Source organism: Alterinioella sp., assembly GCF_058343375.1.
The window spans coordinates 13,866-28,506 of record NZ_JBTUJH010000107.1 but is presented as its reverse complement, the minus strand read 5'-3'; the positions used below and the strand labels follow the sequence as shown (position 1 = coordinate 28,506).

Here is a 14,641-nt window from a genome sequence, read left to right as displayed (position 1 = left end):
GCCCGGCCCTGGACCGGGCATTTGCCGGGCCGGTGGGGCGGCATGGATGCGGCGCAGATGGAGGCGGAAGGCTATCTCGATGACAATGGCTGGCCGCTGCAGATGCCGCCCGGGGTCGAGGCGTTGGAAAGCTTCATCCTGACCGATCTGCCCGAGGCCGCGACCGGCACCATCGGACGCTACCGGGTGACCTGGCAGGGGCAGGGCGCGTTTTCCATTGGCGGGCGCGCCACCGGCGTCACGATGGGTGACGGGCAGGGCTGGTTCAGTTTCACGCCCGGTGAAGGTCCGGTCGCCCTGCGGATCGAGGCGACGGATATGGCCGATCCCATTCGCAACATCACCGTGCTGCGCGAGGATCAGATTGCGCTGTTTGAATTGGGCGAGGTCTTCAACCCCGACTGGATCGCCCGGGTGCGCGATCTGCGCGTGGTGCGGTTCATGGATTGGATGGATACCAACGCGTCACCGCAACGGGTCTGGGAGGATCGCCCGCGTCTGGACGACTATACCTATATCCGCCGGGGCGTGCCGGTCGAAATTCTGGTGCGACTGGCCAATGAGATCGGCGCGGATCCGTGGTTCACCCTGCCGCATATGGCCGATGATGCCTATTACCGGGCCTTCGCGGAATATGTCGAGGCGCGGCTCGATCCTGACCTGATCGCCTATGCGGAATGGTCCAATGAGGCGTGGAATTTCCTGTTCCCGCAGGCGACATGGGCGGCCGAACAGGCGGCGGCGCGGTGGGACGGGGCAGAGGGCGACGCCTGGATGCAATATGGCGGCCTGCGCGCCGCCGAGATGGCCGATATCTGGGGCGATGTGTTTCAGGGTCAACAGGATCGGCTGATCCGCGTGGTGGCGACGCAAACCGCCTGGCCGGGGCTGGAGGCGGCGCTGCTGGAGGCCCCGCTGGCGCAGGCCGAAGGGCGCGCGGCCCCCGCAGGCAGCTTTGACGCCTATGCGCTTGGCGGGTATTTCGGCTATGAGCTGGGAACCGAGGAATATGGCGACCGCCTGCGCCGCTGGATCGCCGATGGCGAGGCCACGGAACGGGTGACGCGGGCCTTGCGGCGCGGGTCAGTCGCTGAACTGACCGAGGAGTTTTTTCCCTATCACGCCGAAGTTGCGGCGCGCTACGGGTTGCGCCTGATCATGTATGAGGGCGGCACCCATATCGTGGGCCAGGGCGGCGCGGTCGAGGATGCCGCGCTGACCGAATTTTTCACCGCCTATAATTACAGCCCCGAAATGGCCGCGCTTTATGCCGATCTTCTGACCGGCTGGCGCGCAGCGGGCGGCACGCTTTTCAATGCTTTTGTCGATGTCAGCGCCCCGACAATCTGGGGCAGTTGGGGCGCGCTCAGGCATCTCGATGATGCCAACCCGCGTTGGGCCACGCTGGAGGCCTATAACGCGGTCGCCGGGTCGGGATGGGAGGATCGCCGCGCCGGGGCTTTCGCGCAAGGCGTCTACCGCATGGGCGGCGATGGCGATGATCTTCTGACCGGAACCGATCAGCCGGATGTGTTTGTGGCAGGCGGCGGCAATGACGTGCTGTTTCTTGGTCCCGGTGACCGCGCCCATGGCGGGCCGGGGCGCGACCGGGCGGTGTTTTCGGGACGTGCCGCAGATTATGCATTGGTCGAGGATGGCATTTTGCGCATCCTCAATGGCCCCGGCGGCGCCATTCGGCTGGTCGCGGTGGAAGAGGCAGAATTCAGTGACGAACCCGGCGTGCTATATGCGCTGGACACGGATGGCGGATGAACGGAATGCCAATCTCATCCCCAAATGGCTCGGATCAGCATGTCGGCACCGCGCCCGGAATGGAACCCCTCCACGATCCGCGCTCGGCCCGCGATGGCCAGGCCCTTGGCGCGGGCCGGGTCATCGGCCAGTGCTGCAATCGCCGCGGCCAGCCGGGCCGGGTCTTTCGGGGGCACCAGAACGCCGTCGATACCGTCACGGATCAGCTCGGGCACACCGCCCGCATTGGTGCCGATGGTCGGAATGCCACAGCTCATCGCCTCCATCAGCGCCACGCCAAGCGGTTCATGCCAGCTGGCCAATGCAAAGACATGCGCGGCCTGGATTTGTGCTTTCACCGTCTCAGCGTCGATCGGGCCGAGCAGGCGGACATGGTTTTCAAGGTCAAGCTCGATGATTTTCGCGGCCAGTTCATGGCGATAGCCGGAGCCGCCCAAATCATCCTCGCCCGCGATGGCAAGTCCCACGTCGCGGCCCGCATCGCGCAGGATCCGAATGGCGGCCATAAGATCCTGATGGCCCTTGACGATATTGAGCCGGCCGCAGGAAAAAATCCGCAAGGGCGCGCCGGGCTGGACCGGGATATAGGGCCCGGCAGGGGCAAAATCATCGGTATCGACGCCCATCGGCTGGATCAGCAGGCGGTCGGGCAGATCGTCGGGCAGATCGGCCTGGATCTCGGTGCGCAGTTTCGCGGTGATGATGGTGGCAAAGGCGGCATGGCGCCATTTGAACCCCTGCGCCGGCCCGTAATCGGACAGCGGCCCGTGCAGCGTCAGCGAATAATCCGGCCCCCCCATGCGTTTGGCAATCGCCGCCAGCAAGGCCGCACGGCCGCAGGAATGGACATGGAGATGGGAAATGCCGCGGGCTTTGCAGTCGCGGATCAGGATTTGCGCCGCCGGGATCGACAGCGCGATATCCCTGGCCGCGCCGCGTTGGCGCAGCAATTCAGCATAGGGCAGCCGGGGCAGGGCGGCCAGCCCCGCCATCAGATCGGCGCGCCCCAGATAGGTGGTGCGCGCCATGGCCGCGTCCGACCAGTCATGCGCGATCAGACCGGCGGGCGGCGGCCGGGTCGAATAGAGATGCAGCTCGATGCCGCGCGCCTCGAGCTCTGCGATTTCGCGCCAGAAGAAGATATGCGTCTGACCGGGAAATTGCGGCACCAGATAGCCGAGTTTGCGCGTCAAGATGGGGCCTCGTCCAATGGGGTTGCGGCCAACTTGCGGATTTTCGCCTGCAAGGTCAAAGGCAAAAGGGGATGGCTGTGATCTCGGTCATCATCCCCGCGCATAATGAGGAACGCTTCCTGGGGCTTTGCCTGCAGGCCCTTCTTGCCTGCGATCCGGTGGCAGTGCCGGTTGAGGTGATCGTTGTGGCCAACGGGTGCCGCGATGGCACGGCGGCCGTGGCGCAGGGCTTTGCCGATCAGATCATGCGCAAGGGCTGGGGCTATCGGGTGCTCGATCTGGCCCAGGGCGGCAAGCCGGGGGCGCTGAATGCCGGCGATGATGCCGCGCGCCACCCCGCGCGGGCCTATCTGGATGCCGATGTGACCATCGCCCCGGCCATGTTGGCGGCGCTCTGGGCCGCGCTGGAACGCCCCGAGCCGGTCTATGCCAGCGGCCGCGTCTCGATCTGCGCCGAAGGCCTGGTCAGCCGCCGATATGCCCGGTTCTGGGCGCGGCTGCCTTTCATGGCGGCGGGCGTTCCTGGCTGCGGGATCTTTGCCGTCAATGGTGCGGGTCGGGCGCGGTGGCGGGCCTTTCCGCAGATCATTTCAGATGACACCTATGTGCGGCTGCATTTCCGCCCCGAGGAACGCCAGCTTGTCGATGCCCGCTATGATTGGCCGATCGCCGAAGGGTTCGCGGCTTTGGTGAAAGTGCGCCGCAGGCAGGATGCGGGCGTCGGCGAAATTGCCCGCAACTACCCCGCGCTTTTGGCCAATGACGATACCGCCCGCCTTGGCGCAAAGGGTGCTTTCCGGCTTGCGCTGGCCGATCCCATGGGCTTTGCCACCTATGCGCTTGTATCTCTGGCGGTGCGCGTTCTGCCCGCCCCGCGCAGCTGGAGCCGTGGACGATGATCGCCAGTTTGCGCAATCTCACCCAGGGCAGTGGCCTGATGCCGCGCGCCATGCGCAGCGCCGGGCTGAACCTGATGGGGTTCGGCTTCAGCCAGGTGCTCCGGCTTGGCACGAACCTGATCCTGACGCGGCTGCTGTTTCCCGAGGCCTTCGGCGTGATGGCCATGGTCTCGGTCTTTCTGATGGGGCTGGCGATGTTCTCGGATGTCGGCGTCGGCCCCGCGATCATGCAAAGCAAGCGCGGCGATGACCAGGATTTCCTGAACACGGCCTGGACCATTCAGATCATTCGCGGCACCGCCCTTTTTCTGGTCGCCTGCGCGCTGACCTGGCCCATGGCGCTGTATTTCGGTGAACCCGATCTGATCTGGTTTCTGCCGGTTGCCGCCCTGACGCAGCTTATCCTCGGGTTTCTGCCAACGCGATATGAGACCGCCAACCGGCACCTGCGTGCGGGCCGGGTGACGGTGCTGGACATGGCCACGCAGATCATCGGTGTCGTCATCGCGGTGGCGCTGGCATGGTGGTGGCAAAGCGTGTGGGCGCTGGTTATCTCGGGCGTGATTTCGGCCGCAGCACAGGTCATTCTGTTTGATCTTTTCCTGCCCGGCGAGCGCAACAGGCTGCGATGGGAGGCCGCGGCGCGCCACGAGCTGATCCATTTCGGCAAATGGGTGTTTCTCAGCACCATCGCGGGTTTTGCCATCGGGCAGGCCGATAAGGTGGTGATTGGCGGCTATCTCAGCACGCATGATTTCGGCATCTACAATATCGGGTTTTTCTGGGCCTCTTTCCCGCTGATGATGGGCTCGGTCGTGGTGCGCAAGGTGATGATCCCGATCTACCGGGAAAGCCCGCCGGGCGAGAGCCGCGAGAATTTCCTGCGCCTGCGCCGGATAAGGGTGCTGGCGACGGCGGGCATGATCGCGCTGGTGATGGTGCCCGCGTTTTTCGGGCAATGGCTGATCGCGCTGCTTTATGATCCGCGCTATCTGGCGGCGGGCGGTGTGGTGGTGCTGATTTCGGCGATGCAGATCCCGGCCATTATTGGCGTGACTTACGATCAGGCGGCCCTGGCGGCGGGCGATAGCAAACGGTTTTTCGTGCTGGCAGCGACGCGGGCGGTGTTTGTCGTGGTGGGCATGGTTCTGGGGATCACCTATTGGGGGTTGCCGGGGGCGCTGCTGGGGCAGGGGGTTGCCATGCTGGCGGCCCATCCCGTGGTGGGCTGGCTGGCGGCGCGTCAGCGGGCCTGGGATCCGCTGCATGACGCCGTGTTCTACGTGATCGGTGGCGCGCTGGCCGGGGCAGCGCTGTGGCTGAACTGGCCTTTGATCATGGCGCTGAGCGCGTTTCAGGCGGGGTGAAGCCGTTTGGAAACGGCTTGTCTACGCTGGTTCGAACCAGCGTAAAAAAAGGCCTTCGAAGGCCTTTGCCCATCCGCGCCGATGCGCGTTGTGCAAAAGAAAAAGGAGGAAAGTGCAGGCTTCTGTTGCCAGGTGCCTGCGAACCCCGCCTTACACGGCTAGGCGTAAGGACTTAGTTTCGGCGACTTAAGCAGCTTACGCTGCCAGAGCCATTGCCGGAGCACGATTGTCATTTGCAATTGTACTTGTTTCGCCGATAACGGTGGCAGACAGCCGAGACAAAGCTAACCCCTTTAGACGTTCGTCGATCCTGTTTCGGCCCCATGATCCCCAAATGAAGGATATTGGTGGAGCCGCCGGGTACCGCCCCCGGGTCCGATCCGCTTATGACGAGCGCGTTTATGTCCATATTCCCCCGAGGGGGACAATTCAAACATAGGCCAGTCAAGCCCGCCGTTCAAGACATCCCTGCGTTCAAGTTTTCCGGATCAGTCCGGTTGCGCAAAATCCTGCCCTGGGCTACTTTTTTATGACTATTACTTGCAAGAAACGGAGAATGCTGATGCGTGTGAAGATTTTCAAGGTGGCGGCCCTTGCGGCAGCAATGATGTTCGGGTCTGTTTTCGGTGCCATGGCGCAAAGCACATGCCCCGACAATGCACTGTCATTGCAGGGCGCGACAACCTGTAGCTGTGCTTCGGGCGACTCGAACGCAGCGATATGGGGCAGCGGGCCCTATACGGCCGACAGCGACATCTGCACCGCGGCGCGCCATGCCGGGGCGATCGGTTCGGGCGGCGGTGTGATCCAGGTGGTGATGGCACCGGGGCAAAGCAGCTATCCCGGGACTGCCGCCAATGGCATCACTTCCAGCAGCTGGGCCGAATATAACTCCAGCTACTATGTATACTTGGTTCAGGCTGGCAGCGTGCAGGCCTGCGGGCGCATGCCTACGGGGCAGGATGTCTATGTGTGCAGCTGCGCCGCCGGTGCGGCCGCTGGCACGGCCTGGGGCAGCGGGCCCTATACGGATGACAGCAATATCTGTGCGGCCGCGACCCATGCCGGGATCATCAGCGGCAGCGGTGGCATTGTGCGGGCCCTGGCAGCACCGGGATTGCAATCCTATCGCGGCTCGGCCTGGAACGGAATCACCACCAGCGATTACGGCTCTTGGGGCCGGTCGATCATCTTCGACAGAAACTAAAAGCGCTATGGCACTTCTCGGAAAAACCTGAACCACCTGACGCTGCCTGAAATCAAAGATTTCAAGGCGTTAGGCGATAGACCCGGTCTCAGCTATTTCGAGAAGTGCCTTCAGGGTCCTGACCCTAAGCCGGTTTCGGGCCGGTGACTGCCGCCAGCCAGTCGCGTGCGGCGGCTTCATCCGTCGGCGCGAAGGACCGGATTTCGAGGTTGGGTATCAGCAGGCTTTCAACCGCGGCGGCGTTTTTCAGCCAGCCCTGATCGGTCATCACGGCAACCCGGTCGATCTTGCGCACCATGGCCATCAGTTGCGCCCAATGGCGCAATTCCACGCCGATGGCCCCAAGCGTCGGCCAGCTGACATCATGGGCCCGCAGCAACATGGCCCCATGCGACATCTGGCGCAGGATCGGCACCAGCATGTCCAGCGCGATCTCCATTCCGATGGCATCCATGCGGCCGGTTGACTCGACGACAAGCAGGTTGGGGGCTTCCAGTTCGGCGGTGAAGCTTGGTTCGGTCATGGCGGCCTCCTGATTTGGTGCGATTGGCCCCATCTATTGCCCGGATCGGTGGCGCGCACATTGATACGGGTCAAAGCCGGGGCCGAAACTGCCTGCCTGGGCTACATCGAGAAGGAGGTGCCGCAGCCACAAGAGGATGATGCGTTGGGGTTTTCGATCACGAAGCGCGCGCCGATCAGCTCATCGGAGAAATCAATCACCGCATTGGACAGGAACGGCAGCGATACCGTGTCGATCACCACCTTTTGTCCGGCCCCTTCGAGGATCAGATCATCGCTTTTGGCGTCATCCAGCGAAATATCATACTGAAACCCGGAACAGCCGCCACCCTCGACCGCGACGCGCAGCGCCTTGGCGGCGTCGGTGCCGTCATTGATCTCGGCCAGCCGGGCAAAGGCGCGATCGGTGACTTTCGGGGGCAGGGTCAGCATGGGGTCGCTCCGCGAGTAAAGGGGGGGGCTTGGATATAAGATAGGCGGCGGCGGCGGTGACCTCAAGCCTTGAGCTGCGCGCGCCCCTCGTCACCGGGCAAAGCCACTGATAGAATGATGAAAACCGGCAATGACCGCAACCAGAAGGCCGCTTGTCTCATGATCGCCCCCTATGCCTGTGATCCGGCGCAAAGCCGGGGCCGCCGCGTGGCGGAAAAGGAAAGCGCCTTTCGGTCTCCGTTTCAGCGCGACCGTGACCGGATCATCCATGCCGGGGCGTTTCGCCGCCTCAAGCACAAGACGCAAGTGTTTGTCGAGCATGAGGGCGATTATTTCCGCACCCGGCTGACCCATTCCATCGAGGTGGCGCAGGTGGCGCGCACCATCGCGCGTGCGTTGGGGTTGAACGAGGATCTGACCGAGGCGGTGGCGCTGGCGCATGATTTCGGTCACACGCCCTTTGGTCATACCGGCGAGGATGCGCTGAACGCGCTGATGGCCCCCTATGGCGGGTTTGATCACAATGCGCAGGCGCTGAAAATCGTGACCTCGCTGGAGCGCAGCTATGCCGATTTCGATGGGCTCAACCTGACCTGGGAAACGCTGGAAGGGCTGGCCAAGCATAATGGCCCTGTGACGCCCCGCCGGGGCGATGGCCCTGTGACGCCCCTTGACGGTGATGGCCCGGCACCCGGCGCGCTGCCCTTTGCGCTGTCCGATTACAATGCGCGCCATGATCTGGAACTGGACAGCCATGCCAGCGGCGAAGCGCAGGTGGCGGCGGTGTCGGATGATATTGCCTATAATAATCACGATCTGGCCGATGGGCTGCGGGCCGGGCTGTTTACCGATGCCGAGGCCGCGACGCTGCCCATTGTCGGTGCCGCCTATGCGCAGGTCGATGCGCGCTATCCGGGGCTGGAGGCCAAGCGCCGCCGGGCCGAGGCGCTGCGCCGGGTGTTTGGCGTCATGGTGGGTGATGTGATCGCCGAGGCGCGTCGGCGGCTGGCCGCGGACCAGCCCGCATCGGTTGCCGATCTGCGCGCTCTTGGCCATCCCGTCATCGGGTTTTCAGAGCCAATGTTTGCCGATCTGCGCGACATCCGCGCGTTCCTGTTTCAGCATATGTATCGCGCCCCTGCGGTGGTCGAGATGCGGGGGCGGGTCACGAAGGTGGTGGAGGCGCTGTTTCACCTGTTCATGGCGCGCCCCGAACTGCTGCCCGACGAATGGAAAGAAGATGTCGAGGCGGCCGCCAATGCCACCGCGCGGGCGCGCCTGGTGGCTGATTACATCGCCGGTATGACCGACCGCTTCGCCTTGCAGACCCATGACGCGTTGGTCCTGTCCTGAGCGCCTGACAGGCAAAACGCGTGACAGGCTGGCCATGCCCGTGTTCTGTTTTGATTGATGATTTTTTTTATCGAGAGGGTTTGACATGCATATTTTTCTTGTCGGCGCGCTGCTATTGGCAAGCGCGGGGGCCGCAGCGGCGACGCAGCATTATGACGGAATATATCAGATCGGTCAGTGCGATGCGTCGATCCCGCAGACCCGGATCACCATCGCATCGAGCATTGTCACCTATTACGAAAGCACCTGCGAGATGACCAATGGCATTGCGATTCGCGACATGGAGGAGGCCTTTCTGTTCGATGCCATATGCAGCGGTGAAGGGCTGACCTGGACCGAACGGGTGTTCCTGCAGGCGACGGCGCAAGGCGGCGTGCTGCAGGTGCGGCGCGGCTATGCCCAGACCTATGTGCCCTGCTAATGCGTTTCGGGTAGGATTTGACTTGCAATGGCTTTCTTCGCGCTCGAACGCGCATTGCGGTGCATATTGCCTCAAGCACAACCTGAAACGCTGTAGCAAGAAGCGCGCCGATATCATTGACCCTGCCTGCGCCGCTGGTTAGACCGCGCGCAACCCTTGCAGGACCAAACCGATGACCCTTTTTGCCGATATGCGCGCGCTGGTGATCACCAGCCTTGAAACTCTGGTGGCCGATGGCGTGATCCCCGCCGGCCTGGATATGGCGAATGTGGCGGTCGAGCCGCCGCGCGACGCCGCCCATGGCGATATGGCGACCAATGCCGCGATGGTGCTGGCCAGGCCAGCCGGGATGAAGCCGCGCGATATCGCGCAAGCTCTGGCCGCGCTGCTGATGGGGGATGGCCGGGTCGAGACGGTGGAGGTTGCAGGCCCCGGATTTCTGAACCTGCGCCTGTCGGCGGCGACCTGGCAGGGGGTGATCGCGGGCGTGCTGGCGCAGGGTGCGGATTTCGGCCGGTCCGATATCGGGCAGGGCGCAAAGGTCAATGTCGAATTTGTCAGCGCCAACCCGACCGGCCCCTTGCATGTCGGTCACACGCGCGGGGCGGTATTCGGGGACGCTCTGGCCAGCCTGCTGGCTTTTTCGGGCCATGAGGTCACCCGCGAATATTACATCAATGATGGCGGTGCGCAGGTCGATGTGCTGGCCCGGTCAGTCTATCTTCGCTACCTTGAGGCGCATGGCCAGAAGGTCGCGTTCGAGGATGGCACCTATCCCGGCGATTACCTGATTGCCGTGGGCCAGGCGCTGAAATCTGAGGTTGGCGATGCGTTTATCGGCAAGGGCGAAGATGTCTGGCTGGAACAGGTGCGCGAATTTTCGACCGCGGCAATGATGGATCTGATCCGGGCCGATCTGGCGCTGATCGGCGTCAGGATGGATCATTTCTATTCGGAAAAATCGCTCTATGGCACCGGCCGGATCGAGGCCGCGATTGCCGATCTGGATGCCAAGGGCCTGATCTATCGTGGCACGCTGGAGCCGCCCAAGGGCAAGCAGCCCGAGGATTGGGAGCCGCGCGAACAGACCCTGTTCCGGTCGACCGAGCATGGCGATGATGTTGACCGTCCGATCCAGAAATCGGACGGGGCATGGACCTATTTCGCCCCCGATATCGCCTATCATTTTGATAAGATTTCCAGAGGGTTCGACGCCCTAATTGATGTGTTTGGGGCCGATCACGGCGGCTATGTCAAACGGATGAAGGCGGCTGTTTCGGCGCTGTCGGATGGCCGGGTGCCGCTCGATGTCAAGCTGACGCAGCTGGTGCGCCTTTACAAGGATGGCCAGCCCTTCAAGATGTCGAAACGCGCTGGCACTTTCGTGACGCTGGCCGATGTGGTCGAGATGGTCGGCCCGGATGTCACGCGGTTTGTGATGCTGACCCGCAAGAATGATGCGCCGCTGGATTTCGATCTTGATAAAGTGCGCGAACAATCCCGCGACAACCCGGTTTTCTACGTGCAATACGCCCATGCGCGGATCCGGTCGGTGCAACGCAAGGCAAGCGATCCGGGGTTGAGCGCGGAAGCTGGCGATGTCACGCTTTTGACGCATCCCGCAGAGCTGGCGCTGGCGGCAAAGCTGGCGGAATGGCCGCGCCTGGTGGAAATTGCCGCCAAGGCGCATGAACCGCACCGGGTTGCGTTCTATCTCTATGATCTGGCCTCCGAGTTTCACGGGCTGTGGAACAAGGGCAATGCCGAGCCTGCCCTGCGGTTCCTGCAAGAGGATGATCCGGCCGCGACCTGCGCAAAACTTGCCCTGATAGCTGCCGTTCAGGTTGTTATTTCCAACGGTCTTGCTATTCTGGGCGTGACACCGGTCGAAGAAATGCGCTGAGGTCAGCCCCGGGTTAATCGGGGCGGCCGCCAAAAACAGCCAGGTCGGGGTCTGAGCAGGACCAATAATTTCCCGGTATGCCGCCCAATTGCGGACTGCCCATGCCGGGGCAATGAGGGCAGGCATGGCAGATATTGAATATTACGAGGACGATTCCGTCCATCGCGGTGCTCCGGCACAAGGCGCGGCCCCGATGGGGGCTGCGGCCGTTGTCAACTGGATTGGTGCGCTGCTGTCGGTGGGGCTGATCGTCGGTATGGGCGTATGGGCCTGGCAATTGACGGTGCGCGATGTGTCTGATGTGCCGGTGATCCGGGCGTTGGAAGGGCCGATGCGCGTGGCCCCCGAAGATCCGGGCGGTGCCATTACCACCCGTCAGGGGCTGACCGTCAACCGTATCACCGAGGGCGAAGTCGCCGAACCCGCCGCCGACCGTATCGTGCTGGCCCCGGCCCCGCTGGATCTGGAAGAGATCGACCTCAGCTCGGCCAGCCTGCCGGAAACAGTGGCCCCCGCGCCGCCCATCAGCAGTGAAGAAACCATGGCGTTGATCGACCGATTGCTGGAGGAGGCGGTGCCGCTGGAGCCGCTGCAGGATGTGCCCGCCGCCCAGGCCAGCATGACCCCGATGCGCCCGATGCGCCCGGTGATCGAGGTGATTTCCGCCGCCATCCCGGGGCCGAGCCAGTCAATCCGTCCGCCACTGCGCCCCGAAAGCCTGCGGGTCGCGGTAACGGCTACGGCAGCAGCCCCTGCAGCGCCCACTGCCGAGACCACCGACCTTGATGCCGCAACATTGGCTGTTGGCACAAGGCTGGTCCAGCTTGGGGCCTTTGACGACGCCGAAACCGCGCGCAGCGAATGGGACCGGCTGTCGCGCGCCAACCCTGATTTCTTCCGCGACAAGGCCCGGGTCATTCAACAGGCGGTGTCGGGCGGGCGCGAGTTCTTTCGCCTGCGCGCGCATGGGTTTTCGGACCTGTCGGATGCGCGCCGGTTCTGCACCGCGCTCAATGCAAGGGGCGCGCCCTGTATCCCCGTGACCGTGCGCTAGGCGCATGGGCGCGCAATCGGCCACCATCTTTGGCTGCGCCGGTCCGGTTCTGGGGGCCGAGGAGGCGGCGTTTTTCGCGGCGGTGCAACCGGTGGGGTTCATCCTGTTTGCCCGCAATGTGGACAGGCCCGCGCAATTGCAACGCCTGACCGGGGATCTGCGCGCCGCTGTCGGGCGTGATGCGCCTGTTTTCATAGATCAGGAGGGCGGTCGCGTGCAACGCCTGCGCGCGCCGCATTGGCGCGAATGGATACCGCCTCTGGATCAGGTGGCGATTGCTGGTGAAAATGCCGCGCGCGCCATGTATCTGCGCAGTTTCCTGATTGCGCGCGAACATCTGGCCTGTGGCATTGATGGCAATTGCGCGCCGCTGGCCGATATTGCGCGGCCACAAACGCACCCGTTTCTGCGCAACCGACTTTATGGTGAAAGTCTTGAAACCGTGGTGGAAATTGCCCGTGCCGTGGCCGATGGGTTGCGCGATGCCGGGGTGTTTCCGGTCCTGAAACACATTCCCGGCCATGGGCTTGGCACCTTGGACAGCCATCATGATCTGCCGCGTGTGACCGCCCCCCGGGCGGATCTGGAGGCGCTCGATTTCGCGGCCTTTCGGGGTTTGAAGGATCTGAAATGGGCGATGACGGCGCATCTGGTTTATGAGGTGATTGACCCGGATCTGCCTGCCACGCTCAGCCCTGCCATGATCGGTCTGATCCGCGATGAGATCGGGTTTCAGGGCGTGCTGATGACCGATGATCTGTCGATGAACGCGCTGCCCGGCCCGATCGCCGAGCGTGCCGCGCGGGCGCGCGCGGCAGGCTGCGACATTGCTTTGCATTGCAACGGTGATCTGGCCGAGATGCGCGCCGTGGCGGATGCTGCGGGGCCGCTGGATGGCGCAGGTCAGGCCCGCGTCGCTGCCGCGATGGTCCGGCCCGCCCCCGGCCCGCTTGACATTGCCAGCGCTGAGGCCGAATTTGACGCGCTCTGATGCGTGAGACCCTCTGACATGGCCGACGCCCCTCTAAATGATGACGACATGTGGGAAACCGTGGCCGAACGGCGCGCGGCGGAGGCTTTGATTGTCGATGTGGACGGGTTCGAGGGGCCTTTGGATGTGCTGTTGACGCTGTCCCGCACGCAAAAGGTGGATCTGCGCAAAATATCGATTCTGACTTTGGTCGAACAATATCTGGCCTTTGTTGAAAAGGCGCGGTCCTTGCGCATCGAACTGGCCGCCGATTATCTGGTCATGGCGGCCTGGCTCGCGTTCCTGAAATCGCGGCTTTTATTGCCGCCGGACCCAAGCGAGGATGGCCCCACGGGCGAGGAACTGGCCGCGCATCTGGCGTTTCAGCTGGAGCGGTTGCAGGCGATGCGCGAACGCGCCGCGCAATTGATGGCGCGCGATCGTCTGGGGCAGGACCGGTTTGTGCGCGGCATTCCCGAAGCCGTGGCAACCGCCAGAAACGTGACCTATAGCGCGACCCTGCTGGATCTGATGCAGGCCTATGCCCGCACCCGGACCCGCGATGAATTTCGTCCCTTTACCATGGACCGCGACAAGATTTACACGATGGAGGAAGCGCTGGACCGGATGCGCGGCATGATCGGATATGGCGGCGACTGGATGGATATCATCGGCTTCATCCCGGAAGGCTGGCGGCGCGATCCGAAGATGCGCCGGTCGGCGGCGGCGTCGACCTTTGCGGCTGCGCTGGAACTGGTCAAGGCGGGCAAGGCCGATCTGCGCCAGCGCGATGCCTTTGCCCCCATCCACCTCAAACCAAGGGCCCCGGAATGAGTGATGACCGCGTTGATGATCCAGAGGAAAGCCTGTTTCTTGCGCCGCCGCTGGCCGAACAGGAACGCATGGTCGAGGCGATGCTCTTTGCGTCAGCCACGCCGCTCAGCACGCGCGAGATGCAGGCCCGGATGCCGCATGGCTGCGACGCCGCAGAAGCCATGGTGCTGCTCAGAAAACGCTATGCGGGCCGCGGCGTGCAGGTGGCCCGTGTCGGCGATGCCTGGGCCATTCGCACCGCCCCCGATCTGGCCTTCCTGATGAGCTGGGAGACATCCGAGACCCGCAAGCTCAGCCGGGCCGCGATCGAGACGCTGGCCATCATCGCCTATCACCAGCCCGCCACGCGCGCCGAGATCGAGGAGATCCGCGGTGTCTCCGTCAGCCGGGGCACCATTGACCAGCTGATCGAGCTGGAATGGATCCGCTTTGGCCGTCGCAAACTGACACCGGGCCGACCCGTGACCTATGTGGTGACGGAAACGTTTCTGGATCATTTCGGGCTGGAAACGCCGCGCGACCTGCCGGGGCTGAAGGAATTGCGCGAGGCCGGCCTGTTGGATAACCGCCCGCCGCCCGGTGCCTTTCAGTTATCGGGCAGTGACGGGGAAGATGAGGAGGTGCTGGACCCCATTGAGGGGCAGGAAGATATGTTCGGGCCGTGACTTCGGGATCTGTGAGATCGGCACCGAAGGGGATGCCCGACACGCCGA

General features: G+C 63.5%; 13 protein-coding genes, 1 other RNA gene and 1 pseudogene. 11 read left to right on the top strand and 4 right to left on the bottom strand.

What is annotated here, in order from left to right:
- Positions 1-1,773: pseudogene (locus ACW8PS_RS14640) on the top strand (calcium-binding protein); the annotation flags it as partial.
- 14 nt (positions 1,774-1,787) lie between these two features.
- Here ACW8PS_RS14640 and epsE read toward each other — a convergent pair.
- Positions 1,788-2,966: an exopolysaccharide biosynthesis GT4 family glycosyltransferase EpsE gene (gene epsE, locus ACW8PS_RS14635; RefSeq protein WP_491528238.1), complete on the bottom strand. Its 1,179-nt coding sequence runs from the start codon at positions 2,964-2,966 to the stop codon at positions 1,788-1,790.
- A gap of 71 nt (positions 2,967-3,037) precedes the next feature.
- Here epsE and ACW8PS_RS14630 point away from each other — a divergent pair, with 71 nt between their 5' ends.
- The gene (locus ACW8PS_RS14630; RefSeq protein ID WP_491528237.1) at positions 3,038-3,865 is read left to right on the top strand and encodes a glycosyltransferase family 2 protein; all 828 of its coding nucleotides are present in this window, start codon (positions 3,038-3,040) and stop codon (positions 3,863-3,865) included.
- Positions 3,862-5,232, top strand: coding sequence for an oligosaccharide flippase family protein (locus tag ACW8PS_RS14625; RefSeq protein WP_491528236.1), 1,371 nt, complete (start codon positions 3,862-3,864; stop codon positions 5,230-5,232). Before ACW8PS_RS14630 ends, ACW8PS_RS14625 begins: the two co-directional genes overlap by 4 nt.
- Before the next feature lie 111 nt (positions 5,233-5,343).
- Here ACW8PS_RS14625 and ssrA read toward each other — a convergent pair.
- Positions 5,344-5,697, bottom strand: a transfer-messenger RNA (tmRNA) gene (gene ssrA / locus ACW8PS_RS14620).
- Between the two features lie 97 nt (positions 5,698-5,794).
- On the opposite strand from ssrA, the gene ACW8PS_RS14615 reads away from it, so the two are divergent.
- On the top strand, positions 5,795-6,439 hold the full coding sequence (locus ACW8PS_RS14615) for an LCCL domain-containing protein (protein ID WP_491528235.1): 645 nt from the start codon (positions 5,795-5,797) through the stop codon (positions 6,437-6,439).
- 124 nt (positions 6,440-6,563) lie between these two features.
- Here the strand turns inward: ACW8PS_RS14615 and ACW8PS_RS14610 are convergent, their stop codons facing one another.
- Together ACW8PS_RS14610 and ACW8PS_RS14605 are read right to left on the bottom strand one after the other, a co-directional pair.
- A complete protein-coding gene (locus ACW8PS_RS14610) occupies positions 6,564-6,962 on the bottom strand; it encodes a SpoIIAA family protein (protein ID WP_491528234.1) in 399 nt (132 codons plus the stop codon).
- 101 nt (positions 6,963-7,063) lie between these two features.
- Positions 7,064-7,393, bottom strand: a complete 330-nt coding sequence (locus ACW8PS_RS14605; protein WP_491528233.1) for a HesB/IscA family protein — start codon at positions 7,391-7,393, stop codon at positions 7,064-7,066.
- A 159-nt stretch (positions 7,394-7,552) separates the two neighbouring features.
- Here ACW8PS_RS14605 and ACW8PS_RS14600 point away from each other — a divergent pair, with 159 nt between their 5' ends.
- From ACW8PS_RS14600 to scpB, 7 genes are all read left to right on the top strand, one after another.
- Positions 7,553-8,746: a deoxyguanosinetriphosphate triphosphohydrolase gene (locus tag ACW8PS_RS14600; RefSeq protein WP_491528232.1), complete on the top strand. Its 1,194-nt coding sequence runs from the start codon at positions 7,553-7,555 to the stop codon at positions 8,744-8,746.
- Between the two features lie 85 nt (positions 8,747-8,831).
- Positions 8,832-9,167 carry a hypothetical protein gene (locus ACW8PS_RS14595; protein WP_491528231.1) on the top strand — a complete coding sequence of 112 codons (336 nt, stop codon included), beginning with the start codon at positions 8,832-8,834 and terminating at the stop codon, positions 9,165-9,167.
- A 172-nt stretch (positions 9,168-9,339) separates the two neighbouring features.
- Positions 9,340-11,070 carry an arginine--tRNA ligase gene (argS, locus tag ACW8PS_RS14590; protein WP_491528230.1) on the top strand — a complete coding sequence of 577 codons (1,731 nt, stop codon included), beginning with the start codon at positions 9,340-9,342 and terminating at the stop codon, positions 11,068-11,070.
- A 124-nt stretch (positions 11,071-11,194) separates the two neighbouring features.
- The gene (locus ACW8PS_RS14585) at positions 11,195-12,124 is read left to right on the top strand and encodes an SPOR domain-containing protein (protein WP_491528229.1); all 930 of its coding nucleotides are present in this window, start codon (positions 11,195-11,197) and stop codon (positions 12,122-12,124) included.
- 4 nt (positions 12,125-12,128) lie between these two features.
- Positions 12,129-13,115, top strand: coding sequence for a glycoside hydrolase family 3 N-terminal domain-containing protein (locus ACW8PS_RS14580; protein WP_491528228.1), 987 nt, complete (start codon positions 12,129-12,131; stop codon positions 13,113-13,115).
- 18 nt (positions 13,116-13,133) lie between these two features.
- A complete protein-coding gene (locus ACW8PS_RS14575) occupies positions 13,134-13,928 on the top strand; it encodes a segregation and condensation protein A (protein WP_491528227.1) in 795 nt (264 codons plus the stop codon).
- Positions 13,925-14,593, top strand: a complete 669-nt coding sequence (scpB, locus tag ACW8PS_RS14570) for an SMC-Scp complex subunit ScpB (RefSeq protein ID WP_491528226.1) — start codon at positions 13,925-13,927, stop codon at positions 14,591-14,593. Before ACW8PS_RS14575 ends, scpB begins: the two co-directional genes overlap by 4 nt.
- Positions 14,594-14,641 lie beyond the last annotated feature (48 nt).